The 20,692-nt window shown below is 34.5% G+C and carries 24 protein-coding genes; 5 read left to right on the top strand and 19 right to left on the bottom strand.

Features of this window, described 5'->3' with window-relative positions:
* Window positions 1-153 precede the first annotated feature (153 nt).
* The 3 genes from ACWNMZ_RS23875 to ACWNMZ_RS23865 all read right to left on the bottom strand — a co-directional run bounded on the left by ACWNMZ_RS23875 (window position 154) and on the right by ACWNMZ_RS23865 (window position 2,061).
* On the bottom strand, window positions 154-627 hold the full coding sequence (locus ACWNMZ_RS23875) for a CcdC family protein (RefSeq protein WP_031537596.1): 474 nt from the start codon (window positions 625-627) through the stop codon (window positions 154-156).
* Between the two features lie 156 nt (window positions 628-783).
* Entirely contained in the window at window positions 784-1,143 is a 360-nt protein-coding gene (locus ACWNMZ_RS23870) for a response regulator (protein WP_031537595.1), read from the bottom strand.
* Between the two features lie 213 nt (window positions 1,144-1,356).
* The gene (locus ACWNMZ_RS23865; protein WP_031537594.1) at window positions 1,357-2,061 is read right to left on the bottom strand and encodes a cytochrome c biogenesis CcdA family protein; all 705 of its coding nucleotides are present in this window, start codon (window positions 2,059-2,061) and stop codon (window positions 1,357-1,359) included.
* Window positions 2,062-2,247: 186 nt separating this feature from the next.
* On the opposite strand from ACWNMZ_RS23865, the gene ACWNMZ_RS23860 reads away from it, so the two are divergent.
* Window positions 2,248-2,514 carry a Spo0E family sporulation regulatory protein-aspartic acid phosphatase gene (locus ACWNMZ_RS23860; RefSeq protein ID WP_449598937.1) on the top strand — a complete coding sequence of 89 codons (267 nt, stop codon included), beginning with the start codon at window positions 2,248-2,250 and terminating at the stop codon, window positions 2,512-2,514.
* Window positions 2,515-2,590: 76 nt separating this feature from the next.
* Here ACWNMZ_RS23860 and ACWNMZ_RS23855 read toward each other — a convergent pair whose 3' ends face one another.
* Window positions 2,591-4,402: an ABC transporter ATP-binding protein gene (locus tag ACWNMZ_RS23855; RefSeq protein WP_031537592.1), complete on the bottom strand. Its 1,812-nt coding sequence runs from the start codon at window positions 4,400-4,402 to the stop codon at window positions 2,591-2,593.
* Window positions 4,395-6,149 carry an ABC transporter transmembrane domain-containing protein gene (locus ACWNMZ_RS23850; RefSeq protein WP_031537591.1) on the bottom strand — a complete coding sequence of 585 codons (1,755 nt, stop codon included), beginning with the start codon at window positions 6,147-6,149 and terminating at the stop codon, window positions 4,395-4,397. Before ACWNMZ_RS23850 ends, ACWNMZ_RS23855 begins: the two co-directional genes overlap by 8 nt.
* A gap of 527 nt (window positions 6,150-6,676) precedes the next feature.
* Between ACWNMZ_RS23850 and ACWNMZ_RS23845 the strand changes: the two genes are divergently transcribed.
* Complete coding sequence (locus ACWNMZ_RS23845; RefSeq protein ID WP_251630086.1) at window positions 6,677-7,129, top strand: GNAT family N-acetyltransferase; 453 nt, start codon at window positions 6,677-6,679, stop codon at window positions 7,127-7,129.
* A 470-nt stretch (window positions 7,130-7,599) separates the two neighbouring features.
* Here the strand turns inward: ACWNMZ_RS23845 and ACWNMZ_RS23840 are convergent, their stop codons facing one another.
* The 8 genes from ACWNMZ_RS23840 to yneA form a co-directional block, all read right to left on the bottom strand.
* Window positions 7,600-8,043, bottom strand: coding sequence for a putative toxin-antitoxin system toxin component, PIN family (locus ACWNMZ_RS23840; RefSeq protein WP_251630087.1), 444 nt, complete (start codon window positions 8,041-8,043; stop codon window positions 7,600-7,602).
* Entirely contained in the window at window positions 8,040-8,177 is a 138-nt protein-coding gene (locus tag ACWNMZ_RS23835) for a hypothetical protein (protein ID WP_155986794.1), read from the bottom strand. Before ACWNMZ_RS23835 ends, ACWNMZ_RS23840 begins: the two co-directional genes overlap by 4 nt.
* 939 nt (window positions 8,178-9,116) lie before the next feature.
* A complete protein-coding gene (locus ACWNMZ_RS23830) occupies window positions 9,117-9,335 on the bottom strand; it encodes a YneF family protein (RefSeq protein ID WP_016205025.1) in 219 nt (72 codons plus the stop codon).
* Window positions 9,336-9,421: 86 nt separating this feature from the next.
* Window positions 9,422-9,862: a sporulation inhibitor of replication protein SirA gene (gene sirA, locus ACWNMZ_RS23825; RefSeq protein WP_251630088.1), complete on the bottom strand. Its 441-nt coding sequence runs from the start codon at window positions 9,860-9,862 to the stop codon at window positions 9,422-9,424.
* 153 nt (window positions 9,863-10,015) lie between these two features.
* On the bottom strand, window positions 10,016-12,022 hold the full coding sequence (gene tkt, locus ACWNMZ_RS23820) for a transketolase (protein ID WP_235249517.1): 2,007 nt from the start codon (window positions 12,020-12,022) through the stop codon (window positions 10,016-10,018).
* Between the two features lie 245 nt (window positions 12,023-12,267).
* Window positions 12,268-12,501 (bottom strand): DUF896 domain-containing protein, encoded by a 234-nt coding sequence (locus tag ACWNMZ_RS23815; protein WP_251630089.1) that lies wholly within the window; start codon window positions 12,499-12,501, stop codon window positions 12,268-12,270.
* A gap of 222 nt (window positions 12,502-12,723) precedes the next feature.
* Entirely contained in the window at window positions 12,724-13,377 is a 654-nt protein-coding gene (locus tag ACWNMZ_RS23810; RefSeq protein ID WP_251630090.1) for a YneB family resolvase-like protein, read from the bottom strand.
* Between the two features lie 22 nt (window positions 13,378-13,399).
* Window positions 13,400-13,711, bottom strand: a complete 312-nt coding sequence (yneA, locus tag ACWNMZ_RS23805) for a cell division suppressor protein YneA (protein WP_251630091.1) — start codon at window positions 13,709-13,711, stop codon at window positions 13,400-13,402.
* 154 nt (window positions 13,712-13,865) lie between these two features.
* On the opposite strand from yneA, the gene lexA reads away from it, so the two are divergent.
* Window positions 13,866-14,486, top strand: a complete 621-nt coding sequence (gene lexA / locus ACWNMZ_RS23800; protein ID WP_031540276.1) for a transcriptional repressor LexA — start codon at window positions 13,866-13,868, stop codon at window positions 14,484-14,486.
* A 116-nt stretch (window positions 14,487-14,602) separates the two neighbouring features.
* Here the strand turns inward: lexA and ACWNMZ_RS23795 are convergent, their stop codons facing one another.
* From ACWNMZ_RS23795 to ACWNMZ_RS23785, 3 genes are all read right to left on the bottom strand, one after another.
* On the bottom strand, window positions 14,603-15,073 hold the full coding sequence (locus ACWNMZ_RS23795) for a YbaK/EbsC family protein (RefSeq protein ID WP_251630092.1): 471 nt from the start codon (window positions 15,071-15,073) through the stop codon (window positions 14,603-14,605).
* A 166-nt stretch (window positions 15,074-15,239) separates the two neighbouring features.
* Window positions 15,240-15,668 carry a cell wall hydrolase gene (locus ACWNMZ_RS23790; protein ID WP_251630097.1) on the bottom strand — a complete coding sequence of 143 codons (429 nt, stop codon included), beginning with the start codon at window positions 15,666-15,668 and terminating at the stop codon, window positions 15,240-15,242.
* Between the two features lie 96 nt (window positions 15,669-15,764).
* Complete coding sequence (locus ACWNMZ_RS23785; protein WP_268817968.1) at window positions 15,765-15,893, bottom strand: hypothetical protein; 129 nt, start codon at window positions 15,891-15,893, stop codon at window positions 15,765-15,767.
* A gap of 147 nt (window positions 15,894-16,040) precedes the next feature.
* Here ACWNMZ_RS23785 and ACWNMZ_RS23780 point away from each other — a divergent pair, with 147 nt between their 5' ends.
* On the top strand, window positions 16,041-16,613 hold the full coding sequence (locus ACWNMZ_RS23780; RefSeq protein WP_251630093.1) for a CBO0543 family protein: 573 nt from the start codon (window positions 16,041-16,043) through the stop codon (window positions 16,611-16,613).
* Between the two features lie 74 nt (window positions 16,614-16,687).
* Window positions 16,688-16,834 (top strand): DUF4021 domain-containing protein, encoded by a 147-nt coding sequence (locus ACWNMZ_RS23775; RefSeq protein ID WP_231512600.1) that lies wholly within the window; start codon window positions 16,688-16,690, stop codon window positions 16,832-16,834.
* Between the two features lie 47 nt (window positions 16,835-16,881).
* Here the strand turns inward: ACWNMZ_RS23775 and ACWNMZ_RS23770 are convergent, their stop codons facing one another.
* From ACWNMZ_RS23770 to ACWNMZ_RS23760, 3 genes are read right to left on the bottom strand one after another with little or no spacing between them, the layout of a single operon-like run.
* Window positions 16,882-17,358 (bottom strand): (2Fe-2S)-binding protein, encoded by a 477-nt coding sequence (locus ACWNMZ_RS23770; RefSeq protein ID WP_251630094.1) that lies wholly within the window; start codon window positions 17,356-17,358, stop codon window positions 16,882-16,884.
* Window positions 17,359-18,183 (bottom strand): FAD binding domain-containing protein, encoded by an 825-nt coding sequence (locus ACWNMZ_RS23765; protein WP_251630095.1) that lies wholly within the window; start codon window positions 18,181-18,183, stop codon window positions 17,359-17,361.
* Entirely contained in the window at window positions 18,173-20,500 is a 2,328-nt protein-coding gene (locus ACWNMZ_RS23760) for a xanthine dehydrogenase family protein molybdopterin-binding subunit (RefSeq protein WP_251630096.1), read from the bottom strand. Before ACWNMZ_RS23760 ends, ACWNMZ_RS23765 begins: the two co-directional genes overlap by 11 nt.
* Window positions 20,501-20,692: the final 192 nt, after the last annotated feature.

Raw genomic sequence — 20,692 nt, 5'->3', positions numbered from 1 at the left:
CTATGATGATTATTCTATTATACTAGCAATTAAGACTTTTTTACTAGATAGTTTTTTAGTAAAAAAATTTTTTCCATCGTTACAGATTTACTCCAACATAAAAAACTAGCAGGAATTCACACATGAATTCCTGCTAGTTTAGCGATATTTACCTTAATGGACAGTGCTTAATTTTTTTGCCAGCTTCTTGTAATTGAAATACATAGAAATTCGCCAAGGTACTATCATACAGAAAGCTAGCATCCAGAACATGCCTCCTAATGGTCCCACATCAATTGAACTGCTTAAAATAAATTTAGCAACAATTCTAATGGCTAATAGTCCAAATAAAATATAGACAAATGCTTTCGAATTAATTAAATATATATCCTGATCCTTAATTTCAAACTTTGTTGTTTTAATTAAAAGAAATGAGAATAATATTCCCGCAATGGCTGCTTCCAAAATTTCCTGTCCAGTAATCCGAAAATAAGGAAAAACAAACATAAGTGCACCTGTACTCATAAAAAATGGAGGAAGAATAATCTTTTTTGGTGAAACTGGCTTCGTAGCCGCTTTCATTCTTAACACCATAAAAAAGACACCCATAAACACTGCGATACATGTTGAAATTATGACAGAAGCCATAGAAAAAACCCCTTTACTTACCTTTTATCTCATAATAATATTTTTAATCTTACCATCAAGATTAGTCCTCTGTCCATTTTTTATAGAACAACAGTGTCTAATTAAAGGCAAAAAAAAACGGATACGATAAACATATCCTTTAATACTACACAATCGTTATTTTAAAACTCTATTTATTGCATCTAGTACACGTGTATCATCAAAAGGCTTTACAATAAAATCCTTTGCACCTGCTTCAATTGCTTCAACGACCATTTTTTGTTGCCCCATTGCAGAACACATAATTATTTTTGCCTGCGGAAATTCTTGTTTTATTTCTTTAACAGCGTCCAATCCGCTCATCTCTGGCATTGTAATATCCATTGTGACCAAATCCGGATCTAATTCACGATACAATCTTACTGCTTCTTTCCCGTTTTCTCCTTCACCAACTACTTCATGATTTGATTTAGTTAAAATATTTGAGAGAGTAATTCTCATAAACTTTGCATCATCCACAATCAATATTCTAGCCATCTTGCTTCCTCCTCAACACCCAAAAACAAAAAATCTATTAATATAAATTTATTTACTATCCCTTATTTCAATATAGCGAATCTTTATGATAATTTCAATCTATTTTGTCATAATATATGACAAACCATGGCATGTATGTGTCTAACTTTTTGAGATTTTAAACGAATTTTCTATCCTACTTTTTAACTATCATTATACAGGAACATAAGACTATTAAAAGCCTTGAAAATCGCCAAATATTGGTGAAATGACGCGTGTTAACCATTTCATTCCATCCATATATAACAATATACCCATTAAAATCATACAATAACCACCAATTTTCATCCAATAATGACTATACTTTTTTAGCTTGTTCAAATGTGAGACAAAATAAGACAATAAGATAAACGGAAAAGCAAATCCAAGAATGTAGGCTGTTAAATATAGTAAGCTCGTTTCTGGATGAAGGCTTGCTAATGATAAAACTGTTGCTAGAATTGGACCATTGCATGGAGTCCAGCCTGCTGCAAAACTTAAACCGATTAAAAAGGAGCCAAGATACCCTGTTGGTCTTGTTTTAAAGGAAAAACGATATTCTTTCATCAACCACTTAGGCTGCCATAACCCAATTATCATGAGACCAAACAAGATAATAAGAATGGATCCTATCTTTCTAACTTCTTCTTGATATGTCTTAAAGTATGTCCCTATGAAGGACGAACCGAAACCGAGCGTTATAAAAATAAGTGAAAACCCTAAAAGGAATAATAGTGTATGCCAAAAGCTAGCATTTTTAATGATACTTCCCTTTTCAAGCTGCCCAATTGACATTCCAGTAATATAGGATAAATATGCTGGATATAATGGTAAACAGCATGGAGAAATAAAACTTAAAAAACCTGCACCCAAAGCTATAAATAAATTTATATCAACCATTATTTATTTCTCACCTTCTCCCATATATTAACTATATGCTTGTTCAATCTGTTTATGTACTTTTCAATATTTTTGCATTTACTTCCAAAAATAGATATAATTAAATAAATCATTTTCAAAAAAATAGAAACTTGCATTAGTGGGGATACTTCCTACTATCTTGTATGAGTAAATTAATATCAAACTATGTTTCCTAACGATTTCACAACTATTAGAGTTATCAGGATTAATATACGGAAAGGACCATATACCATGCTAAAAAAGCAATTACTAACTCAAATTGAATTAAAACGGTCAGAGCTAATTGAAATTGCTATGAAACATGGTTTTTCATCGTCCTCAGCCATTATATGCAGTCAAGAATTAGATGTATTACTAAATAAATATAATGAAATGAATCTAAAAAAAGAATTTCCTAACTTTCGAAAATCAAAAGAGCAATGGAATGTTTAAGCAAAAAAACCGAAGTTAACCGCAAATACTGCGGAAATCTTCGGTTTTTTATTCGCTTAAAAGGCTTTTTGCTATTTTAAGTAAGTTCTACTTGATGCTCTACCGTTTCTTCAATAGAATCTGCCGCTCCATTTTGAAGAAGATACATTTTATAATACAATCCCTTTTGCTGAAGCAATTGCTGATGATTACCTCTTTCAACAATATTTCCTTTATGAAGGACAAGAATTAAGTCCGCATCTTGAATAGTAGAAAGACGATGAGCAATTGCAATTGTTGTTCTACCTTTACGCATTTTTGATAAGGCAAACTGAATTGCCTCTTCTGTTTCTGTATCAATATTTGCGGTTGCTTCATCCAAAATCAAGACTTTCGGATTGGTCAAGATTGTGCGCGCAAACGCAATAAGTTGGCGCTGTCCGCTAGAAAATGCAGAACCTCTTTCCACCACTTTATGATTATATTGATCCTCTAGCTTTTCTATAAACTGGTTCGCTTGCACAAATTTTGCCGCTTCGATTACTTCTTCGTCCCGAACTTCCCTATTATATAGACGGATATTATCCTTTACTGTCCCATAAAAGAGGAACGGATCTTGTAGTACCAAGCCCATTTTCTCGCGGAGTTCATGCTTGCTGAAGGTCTTTAACGATTTGCCGTCAATAAGAATATCCCCTTTTCCAAAATCATAAAACCGCATAAGTAGATTAACAATCGAGCTTTTTCCACTTCCGGTATGCCCTACTAATGCAACAGTTTCTCCTTCGCGAGCAGTAAAGGAAATATTTTTCAATACATCTTGTTTGCCATCATAGGAAAATGTAACATTTTTGAATTCAATAACTCCATTTTCAATTTTATTCTTGCTATCGGGCACAAGAGTTGGCTCTAAATCTTCCTCATCCAAAATAGTAAATACGCGAAACGCAGATACAATTGCTTGTTGGTATAGCGATAAACGCATCATCATATTATTTACAGGTTCGAAAAAACGGTCTAAATAGCTAACAAACGCGTATAATACACCGATTTCAATTGGATTCGTAAAAGAAGATATTCCAAAATAACTTAACACAAGAATTAGACCTAAGACATAGACTAGATCTATTGCTGGTCTAAGCAATAAACCTTCAAGCTTTATATTCTTCATTCCTGCTTTATAGTGCTTTGTATTAATATCATCAAACTCCGCATTTAATCTTTTTTCTTGTCTGAATACTTGAATAATATTCATTCCCTGTAAAGATTCGCTAAGTTTCGCATTTAACTGGCTTAATCGTTCTCTAATATCCTGATAAAAGCTAGCACTATACTTTCGATACGTATAAATAATAAATCCAAGAATCGGCAGTAAAATTAAACAAATGGCACCGAGCTTTACATTTAACACAAACATCGCGATTACGATGCCAAATATCATAAATCCACTTTGAATAAAAGTCGCAAGAACGCTAACAAACATATCTTTAATTGCCTCTGTATCATTCGTAACTCGCGAAACAATACTTCCAGCGGGAATTTTGTCAAAAAAGCGTAGTCCTAGTGTATGAATTTTTGAAAATACATCAACTCGAAGCTGCTGGATAATGTATAACGCTATTTCTTGAAACTTAAACAATTGAAAATACATAATTACGACATTCATTATTTGAATAAGAATATAGGTTATGCCCAATACCGCTAATGGCTGTAATTCTAAATTTCGTGGTGTTAAATAATCATCAATAAATACTTTAATTAAGTACGGTCCTGCAAGTTCTCCCAATGTTGATAAAATTAGAAGAGCGAAAGCAATCATTACCGCTTTCTTGTGTGGTTTAATATAACGCAATAAACGAAACAATACTTTTCGCTGTTGTTCACTCGTCAATTTAATTGTCTTATCCATTTGTATCCCCCATGCTGACCATTACTTCTAAAGCTTGGCGATGGTACATCTCTTTATACCAACCATTTTCTTTCACAAGCTTTTGATGGTCCCCACTTTGAATAATTTGCCCCTCATCTAATACAATGATAAGGTCTGCATGCTCAATTGCACTTAATCGATGTGAAGTAATGATCGTTGTTTTCCCTTCCCTATTTTCCTTCAGGGCTGTTAAAATGGTTTCCTCGGTTTTTGCATCCACCGCTGAAAGGGAATCATCTAAAATAAGAATTTCTGGATTCATCAGAAGTGCTCTTGCAATAGAAATCCGTTGTTTTTGACCACCAGATAAGGAAACTCCTCTTTCTCCGACAACTGTGTCGTAGCCATCTGTAAACATAAGGATATCCTCATGAATATTTGCCAACCTTGCAGCCTCATGGATTTCTTTCTCAGAAGCATTCGGATTTGTAAAAGCAATATTTTCTCTTACACTAGCGGAAAAGAGAAAATGCTCCTGTGGTACATACCCAATCGAAACTCTTAATGCATCTATATCTATTTGTTTTATTTCTGTCCCGTTAATCATTATCTTTCCATCGTAATGATCATATTCTCTAAATAACAATTTTAAGAGTGTTGTTTTCCCAGCCCCAGTTTTCCCTACTATTCCAAGTGTCTGCCCTCGTTTTAAATGATATTGGATGTTTTGTAGAACGTCTACTTTCTTGTTATAGGAAAATTTTTTCAAATCGTACATAATGTCTCCTGCTGGAGGAGTCTTGATAGCTGCTGGATTATTGATAATATCAACTCTGGTTTCAAGCAACGCAGTAACTCGGTCGTAAGACGCTCTCCCTCTTTCCATAATATTAAAGAGCCATCCAAATGCAAGCATTGGCCAAATCAGTAGTCCCAGATAGGTAGTAAAGGAAACAAGCTGTCCTAAACTGAGTTCACCATTAATAACATAACGAGAGCCAAAAACAATCGCTAAAAAGAAAGAGATACTTACAATAATAGAGATGGTCGGATCATATAACGCATCCACACGAGCCACCTTAATATTCTTATCTACAACATCAAGAGAGGACTTACGAAAATCTTCTATATCTTCTTTTTCTTGCCCAAATGTTTTTAATACCTTTATTCCCGAAATACTTTCTTGTGTCTTATCATTTAAAGAAGAAAAAGCAGCCTGTGCTTGATGAAAATATTTATGTATTAATGAGCCATAATAGCTAGTCAATATTGCCATTAAAGGCATGGGTAATAAACAAATAAGCGTAAGTTTCCAGCTTATGGTTGTAGCCATTGCTATAATAACAAATCCGCCTGTTGCTAATGAATCAACTAGTGTAAGCACTCCCTGCCCAGCTGTTTGCTGGATAGCTTGAACATCATTTGTTGCATGTGCCATTAAATCCCCCGTGCGATTTCGCTGATAAAAGGACTGGGACATCTTTGTAAAATGACTATATAATTGATTCCTCAATAATTTTCCAAGCTTGACAGCTGATCCAAATATCATCACTCGCCAATAATAACGTAGCACATACATGGCTATAGCTGATGCAACTAGAATTCCTAACCACTGTAATAAAATGGACCAATTCAACGTCCTTCCTTGAATATGGTCAACTACAATACCAACTACTCTTGGAGGAATAAGCTGCAGAACTGCAACTAAAATCAACAGGAAAACTCCTCCAACATATGCCTTCTTCTCCTGCATAAAATACCATTTTAAATCGAAAAAAACTTTCAAACTTATACACCTCTTGTCTGTTGGAAACTAATTATGTAAAAATACCCTTCATTAGTTTAGCAAAATATTTAGGAACTGGAAAGAAATTTTATTATATTTTCAAAATATTTAATGGAGTAAAAATATTAGTTCTTTTAGGATGATATTACTTTATTAATCGTCTTTTTATCTAGTGTGTATGTTGCTTTATATTTCTCGATAATGTTTTGTCTATTTCCCGTCTCTCCCCCTAATCGAATATGTGTTCGTATATAAATTTAGTTTAATATCGCCATTGTTAGCTGTCAATACAAAAAGGAATAAATGTTCGAATAACTCATCTTTTGTAATATGGTTTAAAAAAATTTAATTAAATTAATTTTCTGTATATATGTTATAATAAAAAGGTTGTTTATTTAGAAATCAAATTTGTTAAAGGAGGCGTTCATTATGACAAACAAGCAATTTAATCATATCGATTCCAAGGGGAATATGCCTAATTAACAAAACTATTTAGGATTCCCCAAATTTGAAAAGGGGAAAAAATGATGAATACTGCCAAAGTAAAAATTGTAGAACTGAATGCTGATAATTGGTATACATGCTGTGGATTAAACTTATCAGAGGAACAAGCAAAATTTATGGAACCAAATGCTATATCTATCGCTCAATCTAAATTTGCACCAACTTTGAATCCGTTTGCTATCTATTATGAAGAGAATGTAGTAGGTTTTTTAATGTTCAATTCTTCAATCGAAGAACTTGGTGGACATTGGATATATAGAATCATGATTGATAAAGATTTCCAAGGACAAGGGATAGGAAAAGCAGCCACTTTATTAATGGTAGCGGAAATGAGAAAAATACCTGATCTCAAAAAAATTGTGGTTGGCTATCATCCCGAAAATAAAGCAGCCCATTCTTTGTATTCCAGTTTGGGGTTTATTGATAATGGAGATAGATTTGGGAAAGAAATGGCTGTTGTTAAAAATATAAAATAAAGCTTCTATCAGAATGGACATCTATCCCTACTGCAACTAAGGTTGGGACATAAACATTGCAGCTAACAATAAATACGAACGATTATGCGGTTAGTTTACATAATCGTTCGTATTTATATTTTAGAAAAAGGTTTAAAAATGAAGTGAAATGGAGCGGAGGACGGTCGACTCCTGCTGGAAGTAGAGCAAGCTTTAGACCCCACAAAACTTAAGCCGAGGAGCCTTTTTTTAATTTATTTACATTCTTTTTAAATAATCCAAAAAGGAATCCTTCATTTCATCTTTTAAATAGTTGCATCTATATTTTTCATATTTTTGGTCTGAATTAAGAGAAAAAGATAGGTGGAATGTGGTATATTCACCTTTTCTCCTATCTAAAATAAACAGACCTTCACCAATTGTACTAACCTCAAAAGTTAAATTCTTTATTATAACTTTTAGCAATCAGTATAAATTTAGGAGAGGGTTTCTCATATTTCATTAATTAATTCGATAAAATCTTCAGCAGAAAGAACATTGAATGAATATTGTGATACATCGAACATGCCGCTTTTATAGTCATTTGAAATAATAAAGTCTGCGTTATAACCTATGGCACATTGCACAAACATTAAATCTGTTTTATCTTTAATCTCAGAAACATCATCCATATCTGCTATATTTACTGAACTACCATAATAAAATAATTTTGAAATGTAATTTAAAGTTTTCAATCTATCATTTTTATCATCGATAAATTTTCTAGCGAAATTTTTAGTAACATATAATAATTCGCCTATACTATCTTGTGAAAAACCTAAATATATTTTATTATCTCTTATTAGTTTAAGAATAGTTTGGCAATTTGAATTACCATAAAACCATCCTTGAATGAAAATGTTTGTATCAATAACTACTTTATACTTTTTCGTCATCTTCTTTTATAATCTAATGCTTTTTTAATTTCATCAGGAGTTAGATTTTTTTCACTAATTGTTTTTTGAATAATGTCTTGAAGATCATCCATGAAGTCTAATACTTGGTCTTCTTTTTTTACGACTGTTGCCATGTCTTTTTCCTCCCTATTATCCATATAGTAACACCACCTTAAAAGAAGTTATTACTATACTTTATTGCCTATATTGTACCATATATTCCTCTTCGGAAGAAGAAATTCATTGGGATATTTTCTCATTGACAAAACAAAATAATTTGAAATAAAGAATATTTTGTCAATTATCGAGGTTTTTGGAAAAATAAATAAGCCAGGAGTTAAAACCCGTCCTAAGCATTTTCAACAATGTTTTTAATTGTATCTACTAACTCTTCAATACGTTCTTTGTGCGAAATTATATATACTCTAGCTGTTGAATAAAGATTCCCTTACAACATACACGTAAATCAATAACTTCAGTCACGTTTGGAAAATTCTCAGTAGCTTGTAATCCTATAACTTCTGCATCTGAAAAAAAGTTAAACCACTTCCTTCACCAAAAATCGATATACCAAAATCATTAATATATTTGTATTATTAGTTCGAGAAAGGTAACTAAAGCGATTCAACTTTTCTAGCAATCTTCTCTTCATATTTTTTAGATTCAAACCCTAAGAGGAATGCTCTGTGATCTTAAACATTGAAACAATAATTTGAGCTTGTAAACCCTCTAATTGTATGCTTCTAATATAAGCTTTTACATCATGTACTGTTATAAAATCTTACACAGTAATTCCTTTTTTCTCTTGTAGATAATGTTTCATCGCTCGATACTCTTGATTTTTGTTAATAATTTTTTTGTGAATCTAATACAAAAAACCACCTTCCTATTGGTTTAGTTTCCAACAGAATAGGCGGTTTTAACTAGTTTGATGACAGATTAACCAATTTCACTTAAAACTTCTATGTTTGTTTCATCTATCACTAATAATCACGTTATAAAAACGAATGATTGCTATCTAATCAACCAAGAGAATAGGATGTCACCCCTTGTTACCAACGGAGCTCGTCCTATTATTTTCCTTGTTGCTTGTTCATCGCTGTCATCATTTGATTGATTTTCTTTTGAGAAGGTTTCATTCCCATTTGCATCATCATCATTTTTAACATTTGCTCATTAATTGGTGGGTTTTTCTTTAAGTAGTTCATCATGTATTTACGCGCAATAAAAAATCCGATAACAATACCGGCGATTAAGGCTACGACAATACTTAACCAAGCGTACCAAGGCATATCTTTTTTCCTCCTTCATGTTGTCTATACTTTAGTGTACTAGACCAGATAATATTATACAATATCTGTTACAGAATTTCTCCATTTTACACAAAATTTCTTTCTTTTATCGGTTTTAACCAGCCGAATCTCCCATTTTCTACATCAATGGCTAAAAAAGAAGGCTCATGTTTGCGAATAATTTCAAAGAAAATAGATTCTGCATCATAGTAGCCATCTGCTTCTATCGATAAATAATTCTCTTCCACTGTTAACGATGCTTTGCTTAAATTTCCATTATCAATATAAAAAACTCCATCTTTTAATTGAAAGCTTTTATTTTGCTGCAGATCGGCATATAATTGATTTTCCATCATCCATTTGGAAATAGGAAGTGTGATAAAATCAACCTGTTTTTGAAGAATTCTCTTTAATTGTTCATCGTCTGTTTTAGTATGGTCCGAAAATAAATTGTAAAACAAGCGTTCTCTACCGTTATAATGAATGGCGACCTTTTCTTTTATTAAATACAATTGATATCTTCTCATACTTCACCTTCACCAACCTGTCCACTTCTTTTCCTTCTATTATAAAGAAGGTTTATTTCAAGATGTGTCTCAAGGTGTAAAAAAAACAGACTTATTTTGTCGAATCAGAGAAAGTAGGATGGACTGATAGTAAACACAGCCATCCTGCACCATTTAATTTTCTAACAGTGCTTTTAATCGCTTCACTACGTTAGACACGCTAAATCCGTATTCTTCTAAAATTTCATTTCCAGGCGCAGATGCTCCAAAGGTTTCTATGGAGAGTACATCTCCTTCGTCCCCTGCATATTTATGCCAACCAAGAGAGCTTCCCATTTCAATCGCTAATCTTTTTTTCACTGTTTTTGGCAATACTTTTTGTTTATACTCTTTGGATTGCTGCTCAAATCGATCCCATGCTGGTAGACTAACGACTGAAACATTTATTCCTTCTTTCTCTAATTCTTTTTGGGCTTCAACCGCTAGGCCAACTTCTGAACCTGCTGCAATTAATAGGGCATCAGGCGTTTCTGCTTTTGAAGGAGAGATGATATAGCCACCCTTTGATACCCCTTCATAAGCACTATCCTTTGTACCTTTAATCGTCGGTAAGTTTTGTCTTGTTAACACTAATGCTGTTGGCTTATCCTTAGACTCTAGAGCAATTTTCCAAGCGGCAGCTGTCTCATTCCCATCGGCTGGTCGAATGACAGATAGATTTGGCATCGCTCTTAATGAAGCTAATTGCTCAACAGGCTCGTGAGTTGGGCCGTCCTCACCTACTGCAATACTATCATGGGTGAATACATAGGTTACAGGCAATCCCATTAGTGCTGCAAGACGAATGGCAGGTCTTAAATAATCGGAAAAAACAAAGAATGTTCCGCCAAATATTTTTAAGCCACCATGCAACATAATTCCGTTTAAAGCAGCTCCCATCGCAAATTCTCTTACTCCAAACCAAATATTTCTACCTTCTGGAGTTTCAGGTGTAAAATCTTTCTCTCCCTTTATCATTGTATTATTACTTCCTGCTAAATCGGCGGAACCACCAATTAAGAATGGAAGATTTTTTGCAATACTATTGATTACTTCCCCTGAAGATGCACGACTTGCTAAACTGCTTCCCTCTTCATAAACTGGCATTTCTCGATTCCAACCCTCGGGCAAGGTATCTGCTAATGCAGCTTTTAATTGTTTTGCAAGTTCTGGATATTCTTTTTCATAGCTTGAAAAAAGCTCATTCCATTCTTTTTCCTTGTTCTCGCCATGTACAGCAACAGACTCTTTAAAGTGATTATATACTTCATCTGGAACATAAAAATCTTCATCGAATGTCCAATTATATGCTTCTTTTGTTAGCTTAAGTTCATCTGCACCAAGGGGAGCGCCATGAACAAGGGATTTACCGGCTTTATTAGGCGCACCAAATCCAATTATCGTTTTCACTTCAATTAACGTTGGTTTCGTTTGATCATTTTTCGCTTCTTCAAGTGCTTTTGCGATCCGATCTGTGTCATTTCCATCTTCTACACGGATATACTGCCAACCATATGCTTTAAATCGCTGTTCCACACTCTCGGAGAAGGATTTATCTAAATCGCCATCTAAAGAAATATCATTGGAATCATACATTACAACTAATTTGCCTAGCTTTAGATGTCCAGCAAGAGAAGCAGCTTCAGCAGATACCCCTTCCATTAAATCGCCATCCCCACAAATGCTATATGTATAATGATCAACGATTGCATAGTTATCTTTATTGTAAACTCCCGCTAATTGTTTTTCTGCAATCGACATCCCCACAGCCATCGCAATTCCCTGTCCAAGAGGACCTGTTGTAGCATCAACCCCAGCAGTATGTCCATATTCAGGATGCCCTGGAGTCTTACTTCCCCATTGTCTAAATTGTTTTAGGTCGTCAAGGGTTAAGTCATAGCCTGATAAATGCAATAAGCTATACAGTAATGCAGAGCCATGTCCGGCAGATAACACAAAGCGATCACGATTAAACCAGTCAGGATTTTTAGGATTATGATTCATATAAGATGTCCATAAGGTATACGCCATCGGAGCTGCTCCCATCGGCATTCCTGGATGACCTGATTTTGCTTTTTCAATTGTATCAATGGATAGAGTTCTAATCGAAGCAATCGATAAATGGTCAAGCTTTGTATTCACTATTCAACATCCTCTCATTTTCAAATAATAATTATGCCTAAAAGATTCTTTTTCTCCAATAAACTAAGAAAATAAGCACCACTATATACTTTCGACATTTATTTCGTATTTTACCCATAAATTCCAATAGAAAACATAAAAAAAAACCTTAACAACGTATGTTAAGATTTTTTCATAAAGATTACTTTATATATTTTTCTTCGTTCATAAACAACAGCCCTTTATTTAGGACGCGAGCATGAAACTTAGTGCATCTTTTTTTTGTTTTGTATATCTTTCACTTTTTGTGGTGTTACATCATTACCTTTTGGATCAAAAATCTTTACATTTTCAATCGTATTTACCATTGTGGAACGGAAATTTTTCAAATACTCACCACGGAGCTTAGTTTGTTCTTTTGCTTCTTCATGTGTTAGGCCCTTCTCTTTTTTCTTTTTTGCAAGTTCATTTATGCGATCAAGTTTATTTTTAGGAAACATTTTAAACTCCTTTATAGAAATAGTATATGATTTCTGTTTAATAGTCTTCTTCATTTACTTTTGCTGTGTTTACATGTATGGACTAAAGGTGGTTATTTATAAAAGCAAAAATAAAAAGCTCAGTCTATAAAAATGAACTGGCTAATTGAAAATCTATTATATCATAAATACATGTACATTCCTATTTTTAAGCATAGCATAGAAGTAATCTAGTCTTTCCTATTATAGCTTCTCCATATATTCTTGATATCTGCGATGAATAGTCGCCTTTGAAAAATGATATCCAAGTCCCTTTAAAGTGGAGGTTATTTCTGTAAATGTTAACCCATTTTGCTTTAGTTTTACGATTTCCTCTATGGGAACATCTAACTTCTGTCGACCTGAATGATCCCCTAAGTTTTTTAAATTCTTGTCTGGGCGATACCCATTTTCTACAGCTCTTCTCATGCCTCTTTTTATCTTTAAATTATGTATTTTCCGTTGATATTCTTCCACTATGCTAACAATCTGTAAAACCATCGTATCGGCTTCTGAAAGAGTAAGCTCTCCTGATGAAGAAATACTATAAAGCTTAATATTTTCCTTTAAAATGCAGTGAAGAATAGCAATTCTTGCATTTCCTCTCCCTAATCTTGTTTCATCCTGAATTAAAATCGACGATATTTCCTCTTCTTTTATCATGGATAAGAGATCAAGCAGTCCTTCTCTATCGAGATCGTATCCACTTGCTCTTTCAGAGATGGTTCTCTTTACATGAAAGTTCATTTTACTTGCTAATTCTAATAATTCCTCTTCTTGCCTTTTAAGAGACGTTGTCTGTTCTTCTTTATCTGTACTTACTCTACAATAAATGATTGCATTCTTATTATTTTTCATTACTTGCTAGATTCCCTTTCTATTATTCTGCAGCTAACATTAATTGATGGTCCTCTACTCTTACTGGGATGACCAATTCTTCCCCAACTTTAATATTATTAGCAGCTATATTGTTGTGCTCTTCTATCCATTTGATAAATTGTTTTTTTGTCATATTATACGTACCTGCATATTCATTAGATAATTGCCATACAGTTTCTCCATTTTTCACCGTAACTGACACATATTTGCTAGAATCTGTTTCTCCAGTATTCGCCACAATCATTATACACGCTATAAAACCACAAATTAAAAGAATAATAGTATAAGAATATTTTTCCCACAATTTAGACATAAATAATTCCACCTTTTTAGAATATATGTTCGTTTATGAATTTAGTTTAATACGAACACACGTTTCCTGTCAACAATAAAACAGAACTTATGTTTGTATCCTTATATAGAACGTGCTATAATTAGTACAAGAATAATATAACGAGGTGCGTATAATGCAGAAGCTTTCAAAGAGGCAATTAGACATACTAGAATACATAAAAGAAGAAGTAAAGCTAAAAGGATATCCACCTTCTGTTCGTGAAATTGCAGAGGCTGTTGGACTTGCATCCAGTTCAACTGTTCATGGCCATTTAGCAAGATTAGAGAGTAAAGGATTAATCCGTCGTGATCCAACAAAACCTAGAGCTATTGAAATATTGGATTTAGAAGAAAGCAATATACCAAAATATAATATTATTAATGTACCTGTAGTCGGAAAAGTTACAGCGGGGTTGCCTATCACTGCTATCGAGAATGTCGAGGAATATTTCCCGTTACCGGAAAGACTAGCACCAAGTGATGAACAAATATTCATGCTAGAAATTATGGGAGAAAGTATGATTGAAGCAGGAATATTAGATGGTGACTATGTTATCGTTAGACAACAGCATTCTGCTAACAACGGAGACATTGTTGTTGCAATGACAGAGGAAGATGAAGCTACGGTTAAACGATTCTTTAAAGAACGCGACTTTATTCGCCTTCAGCCTGAGAACAGTACAATGGAACCAATCATTCTTCGTAATGTAAGCATTCTTGGGAAAGTAATTGGCGTATATCGTCATATTCAATAATAATTCTCAATATAAGAATATAAGAATATAAGAATATAAGAGCACGCAAAAGGCTTGTCCCATTTTTGGACAAGCCTTTTCTATGTATCATTTATGCTCATAGATGGAGATTCCTTTTATTCCCATCCCTTACAGACATCTACCCAATCAACTGCATTGCTATATATATATAGCTCTTCATTGGTCAATTCGATCGCTGAATTACTGCTTCCACATGCTGGGAACACAGTGGTAAATCGTTTTAGTGATTCATCCATATAGACAGGCAAATTTTCTACTAACCCAAAAGGACAAACACCACCAACTGCATGGCCTGTTTTTTCCAATACTTCTTCTGGCGCTAGCATCCTTGCTTTTTCTGCAAAGATTTGCTTAAATTTTTTGTTATCAATTTTCGCATCCCCTGCTGTAACTATTAATATGGCATCATCATCTTTCCGGAAAGATAACGTTTTGGCGATTCTTTCTGGCTCTACCCCTAATGTTTCAGCTGCTTCTAAGACAGTAGCGCTAGACGTTTGAAATACTTGAATATCTTTTTCTCTATTCCATTTACTTAAATGAATTTGAACATTTTCTAATGACAACGCATGACACTCCCTGAATATTCCTTTTTTTTTAATAATTTAAAATATATCATTAATTGCTATAAAGCTCAAATTCTTTAAATGAATCGGAATTATAGCTTTTAATAAGCATACAAAAAAGGAGTCCTTTTCACTAAAGAGGACTCCTTTTAACTAATTATTCCATTTAGAATGTATTATAAACATTTTCACATTCTTCTGCTGTTGGTTCATAAAAGCAATGTAGTTTATATCTTCCTACATGTGGTTGATTATACCAGGTATTAGGACAATCACCTGGAGGACGAAAATACCATAAACTATATTTTGCTGGCCAAAAGGATTCTCCGTTTACTACTCTCCTTGCCAATCTTCGGTCACTTTCTCTTGGTCGTTGATAAAAATAGCCTTTTGTTGTTGCTTCAAATGCATGGGCTTGATAAACCATATCATTTACAGTGCGAAGACCTTTGAAATCGGAACAATCTGCTCTCATTCGATTGATCCCTACATTCCCAACTAATAACATGCCTAATTCTCCTTCTCCCTCTGCTTCTGCACGAAGAAGTCTTGCCAATAAGTCAATATCCGCATCATTAACACGTACGACTGCTATTTAACCCCCCCCTACCCTTTCATCATATTTTTCCATACCTTATCCTATTCCTATAGGAAACATTACGATGAAAAGTGACTTTGGTGATGATTTTTGTTAAAAATTGATTAGTTTTTTAAATTCTTTAAATCCAATTATATAGCTCGCTGCAATTAATCCATTAATAAACAAAATATAGAATAATCCAATGATATATACCTTGTATTTTTTCCACTTTTTCTTCATCCCATATCCCCACCTTTAATACTCTCTAACTTCCCCTCATTTGGTAAATTTATGTATACATAAAAAAACTAATAATTTTCTATTTTTGATTCATACTAATTTAATAAAATCTTCCTTTTTATTACCCATTTAGGAGGAGTAAAAGTGGTGAGATATATAAATTTTTTTTTATTGCACATCCCTAGTAATGTAGAAATTGATAACGAAAAAGAAAAATTATTTCATCTGTCCATTGAGCATTGGTTTCAGCATGATTTATTTTCTTTTAATTGGTGGATACTTTTCCTATCAACAGTAATTCCATATTTTATTTTTTGGAGAGTAGTAGATAAAAAACGTTATTTTGAAATATTTTGTTATGGAATGGTATGTGCCATTTTATGCATGCTCTTAGATATTATGGGCACAGAGATGTTCTTATGGAGCTATCCGGACAAATTACTCCCCATCATTACCCCGCTTATTCCTGCTAATTTGGTCGTAATCCCTATCACCGCTATGCTTGTATATCAATATTTTAGCACGTGGAAAAATTTTTTGTTCGCCACGTTATGCTGGTCCATCCTATTTTCCTATATTATTGAGCCATTATTTATGCTTAGGAAAATGTTCGTATTAGGGGAAAATTGGTCCCATACAAAGTCATTTATTGGCTTTATTGTTCTAGGTATTTTCTTAAAAGCAGTTTTTGAAACCATAAAAAAGCATCTTTCTAGATAAGAATGTTCTATTTATCACATAATATTATTCATTTTCCACAAACTAAGCAATGAATCTTGAAAGGAGAGAAAACGATGAAAGATCCCAATGCGAAAGACACAAAGCAGCAAAACAAATTAGGATTGGATGCAGATGAACAAGAAATGAATGGTTTATATGGAATGGCTGAAACGATGGAAGAAGATGCGTTAAATAGCCAAAATAAGCAGCAAAAAATGTAATTTTCAGCCTCCTGCATACTTCGTTCGCTATGCAGGAGGTATTTTCCTTATCCGTTTCGATTAGCGATGGCTTTTAAAATCGCTTTCTCGATTTCCTCATAACTCGTACAGCGACATATATTGGATTCCAGCCATTCTTTAATCTTTTCTTTATTAGGAATAGCTTCATTAAGGAGGAGTGCATGACCATTCATAATAAATCCAGGTGTACAATAGCCACATTGAAAAGCAAATTCTTCGATAAATATTTGTTGAAGGGGACTATTATTCAGTCCTTCTATCGTAATAATCTCGTTGCCTTGTGCTTCCACTGCGAGCATTAAGCAAGATTTCATCGGCATCCCTTCCATAATTATGGTGCAAGCACCACAATCTCCGTTGAAACAACCTGGCTTCGCACCTGTTAAATAGAGGTCTTCGCGCAATGTAGCAAGTAATGTTTTCGATGAAGGAATAACTACTGAATGGTTTTCCTCGTTTATCCGCAGTTTTACGATTACTAAATTTTGTCTACTTTCCGCCAATTACACTCCCTCCAATCGATCAATTATTTTTTCTAAAAGGTCAGAAAGTACAAATAATCGGTATTCATTTGAACCTTCGACATCGTTAAGGATAGGGGAAGGGAGATGGGCTAATGCTAAATCGATTCGTTCTTCTCTACTCATGCTTTGATTATTTATTATGCGCTCCACTTCAAATGCTCGAAACGGGAAAGGGCATAATCCGCTGATGGCTACTCTAATTTGACCATCCAGCTTTAAGGCAGCTACTGTAATTAATGGATACCCTGTCTCCCACTGCTGTCTCACTTTTATTGCTATATATTCTTGAGTCAAATATCGTTTTTCAATAAAAGCCTGCACCAATAATTCTCCCGTCTGAAGCAATAATTTTCCCTCAAATACATGATGGATAAATTCTGTTCTGATTCCAGATTCATTTGCAAGCACCAACACACTATCTGTTAAAAGGAATGGCAGTACTGCTTCTCGATAAAAGATTTCACCACAAATATTTCCACCAACCGTAATCTTATTTCTTGCTGTTCGATCCGCAATTTCTTTACAAACCATTGTTAATAAGGGAAAATAATTGCTTTCTTCTACTTCTGTCAATGTGATACAGGAACCGATTACAAGGTATTCTTCTTCCATCTGGTGAACATTGCATGCCGCTATTTTGTTTATATCAATTGTGACATCCACATTTAATTGGTTTATTCTTCTTAGCGTAATAATTTCTGTACCGCCCGCATAATAGGCTGGATGTCTATTTTGCGATTTTGTTTCTGTATATATTTGCATTGCCTGTTCCATGGTGGAAGCTTGTTTATATTCAAATGCCATTATGTGCCTCCTTCCATTGTCTCCAAATAGCTTCTGGTGTAAGTGGGAGACTTTTCAATTCAGTGTTTATGGCATGCGAAAGGGCATTTCCTAACGCCGCCGGAATGCCAACCAACCCATGTTCCCCTGCTCCCCTTGCTCCAAATGGTGCCTCTAAGTGAGGTGTTTTTATAATATCGACTTCATATTGCGGATGTTCACCAAATCTTAAAGGTCGATAGGTTCTCAATTGGGGGTTTAGAACTCTACCAATTTCATCAAAATAAAAAGCTTCCCTGCCTGCCCAGGCAATACCCATACTCATGGCTCCTTTTATTTGCCCAAGAGCTGCCTTGTAATTAAGGACTTCTCCTAAATCAACGACCGTAATTGCTTTTAGAATTTTGTACCGAAATGTTTTCCTATCCATTTCAATTTCGATTCCATGTGCTGCTACTGCCCATTCAGGACCAGGATTTCCTGCACCTGTTTCTGGATCTAAATTAGTTAAACCTGTCAGTGTGTAACTACCATTTGCAATGATTTGTCCGCCAATTGAATTTCCATTTGGATAGGTATATCCATACACAATGTCTTTAAATGGCACGAATTGTTTCGGGTTATCTCGTAAGAATACCGTTTCATTCGCTACATCTAAATCATCTTCTGAAACCCTTAAGACAATCGCTCCCATTTTTTTCAGTTTACGAATGGCATCATCTGCTGCAGCCATCACTGCTCTCCCTGCCATTAACGTTCCTCTACTTGCTACTGTCTTCCAATGCTCTGGTACTGTTTGTGTATCAACAGCCATACGTACATGTATTCGATCCACACTCATTTTCATTTGCTCTGCTAAAATTTGTGCTAATACCGTTTTCGTTCCTGTGCCTATTTCGACTAATCCAGACATTAGATTGATACTTCCATCTGAATTAAAGGTGAGCACTACTCCAGAACTAACTGCTGGACCGATTGTTGAGTTTTTCCAGCTACATGAGATTCCTTTTACACGGACCATATTTTGAGAGATTGCTTCCAATTGACCGTTTTCCCACTCCATTAATTCCCTTAAGCGATCTATGCATTTTTCTACATCTCCTATTTTGCTGCTCGTTAAAACTACTTGTGTCGGAGTCGTATCACCTGGGTGAATGACATTGATTTTTCTGAAATATAGAGGATCCATATCTATTTTTTTCGCAAGCATATCCATCGCTCTTTCAAAAGCAAAATGGACTTCTCCATGGCTAAATCCTCTGAATGGGGATGCATAGGGATGGTTTGTATACACACATAAAGCATCACACCAGACATGATCGATTTTATATGGTCCTGTACAATCTACTGCCCCTGCTGTACTAAGATGAGGCGATTTATCTGCATATGCTCCGCCATCAAATACATATTTCAATTTTGCAGCAGTCAGCTTGCCTTCCGCTGTACATGCAAGCTGAACCGTCGCTTCTAAGCCAACATGTACTGGGGAAACCGTTAAATCTTCTTCACGCGTATTAAATACACGTACTTTTCTCCCACCAACTGCTTTTGATGCAAGGTATGCAAATATTTCTAAGTGAACAGAAGCTTTTCCACCATAACCTCCACCTACAAATGGCGTTTCTACGACTACTTTTCCTGTTTCCACCTTAAAATCTCTACTGATAATTTTTTTCACCATATAAGGTGCCTGTGAGCTTGTGACAATTCGGACGATTCCGCTTTCTCCAATTTCACACAGTGCTGCTCTTGTTTCCATAGAAGAATGATCAGATATCGGAATAGAAAAATGGGATTCAACTATCACTTCCCCTTCCTTCATTCCTGCTTTTACATCTCCTTTTCTAATCTTTGTGTGATTGATAATATTTGTTCCTTCCACAGGATAAATCCCTTCGTCTTTCTTGTAATCGAGTAAATTGTCATGAAGGCGTGGTGCATCTTTCTCTAGTGCTTGTAATGGAGAATTAACAACTGTCAGGGGCTCATATTCGAAGTGAATAAGTTGGGCTGCTTTCTTTGCAATGGGGATTGTATCTGCGACAACTAAGGCAATGACTTCTCCATAATATCGAACTTTATTGACAGCAAGTGGAGGTCGATCAATTACTTCTTCTCCTATCAAAGGTAAATTATCTCCAAGGATGATTGCTCTTACCCCTTCTGTCTTTTTGGCTTCAGCTATTTCAATTGAACGAATAGTCGCATGGGCATACGAGCTTTTTACCATCTCCACATGTAATGCATCACTTGCTAAGTAATCTGCTGTATACTTTGCTTTTCCTGTCACTTTTTCAAGGGATTCTTTCCGATAAACACTTTTTCCGATATATGTCACAGTTTCCCTCCTCATTTTCATCGATAAATATTGGAATGAAGTATGTATTCTGGCCAGTAATTTAATTTCATATCTTTCGGATATTAGAAAAACAATTTAAATCTTTTCTTGCAAATCTTTATATGTATATGAGATAAGGAAATAAATTAGAAAAAGTAATTTCAACCATTTTAGTTCTGATAACTTTTACTT

Source organism: Niallia sp. Marseille-Q9988 (assembly GCF_976954375.1).
Note: the sequence above shows the minus strand (reverse complement) of the source record. Positions and strands in the feature narration are given on the sequence as shown.

Coding starts and splice junctions, on each gene's coding strand:
- ACWNMZ_RS23875 (WP_031537596.1), bottom strand. CDS start 627: ATGGCTTCTGTCATAATTTCAACATGTATCGCAGTGTTTATGGGTGTC.
- ACWNMZ_RS23870 (WP_031537595.1), bottom strand. CDS start 1,143: ATGGCTAGAATATTGATTGTGGATGATGCAAAGTTTATGAGAATTACT.
- ACWNMZ_RS23865 (WP_031537594.1), bottom strand. CDS start 2,061: ATGGTTGATATAAATTTATTTATAGCTTTGGGTGCAGGTTTTTTAAGT.
- ACWNMZ_RS23860 (WP_449598937.1), top strand. CDS start 2,248: ATGTTTCCTAACGATTTCACAACTATTAGAGTTATCAGGATTAATATA.
- ACWNMZ_RS23855 (WP_031537592.1), bottom strand. CDS start 4,402: ATGGATAAGACAATTAAATTGACGAGTGAACAACAGCGAAAAGTATTG.
- ACWNMZ_RS23845 (WP_251630086.1), top strand. CDS start 6,677: ATGAATACTGCCAAAGTAAAAATTGTAGAACTGAATGCTGATAATTGG.
- ACWNMZ_RS23840 (WP_251630087.1), bottom strand. CDS start 8,043: ATGACGAAAAAGTATAAAGTAGTTATTGATACAAACATTTTCATTCAA.
- ACWNMZ_RS23835 (WP_155986794.1), bottom strand. CDS start 8,177: ATGGCAACAGTCGTAAAAAAAGAAGACCAAGTATTAGACTTCATGGAT.
- ACWNMZ_RS23830 (WP_016205025.1), bottom strand. CDS start 9,335: ATGCCTTGGTACGCTTGGTTAAGTATTGTCGTAGCCTTAATCGCCGGT.
- sirA (WP_251630088.1), bottom strand. CDS start 9,862: ATGAGAAGATATCAATTGTATTTAATAAAAGAAAAGGTCGCCATTCAT.
- ACWNMZ_RS23815 (WP_251630089.1), bottom strand. CDS start 12,501: ATGTTTCCTAAAAATAAACTTGATCGCATAAATGAACTTGCAAAAAAG.
- ACWNMZ_RS23810 (WP_251630090.1), bottom strand. CDS start 13,377: ATGAAAAATAATAAGAATGCAATCATTTATTGTAGAGTAAGTACAGAT.
- yneA (WP_251630091.1), bottom strand. CDS start 13,711: ATGTCTAAATTGTGGGAAAAATATTCTTATACTATTATTCTTTTAATT.
- lexA (WP_031540276.1), top strand. CDS start 13,866: ATGCAGAAGCTTTCAAAGAGGCAATTAGACATACTAGAATACATAAAA.
- ACWNMZ_RS23785 (WP_268817968.1), bottom strand. CDS start 15,893: ATGAAGAAAAAGTGGAAAAAATACAAGGTATATATCATTGGATTATTC.
- ACWNMZ_RS23775 (WP_231512600.1), top strand. CDS start 16,688: ATGAAAGATCCCAATGCGAAAGACACAAAGCAGCAAAACAAATTAGGA.
- ACWNMZ_RS23765 (WP_251630095.1), bottom strand. CDS start 18,183: ATGGCATTTGAATATAAACAAGCTTCCACCATGGAACAGGCAATGCAA.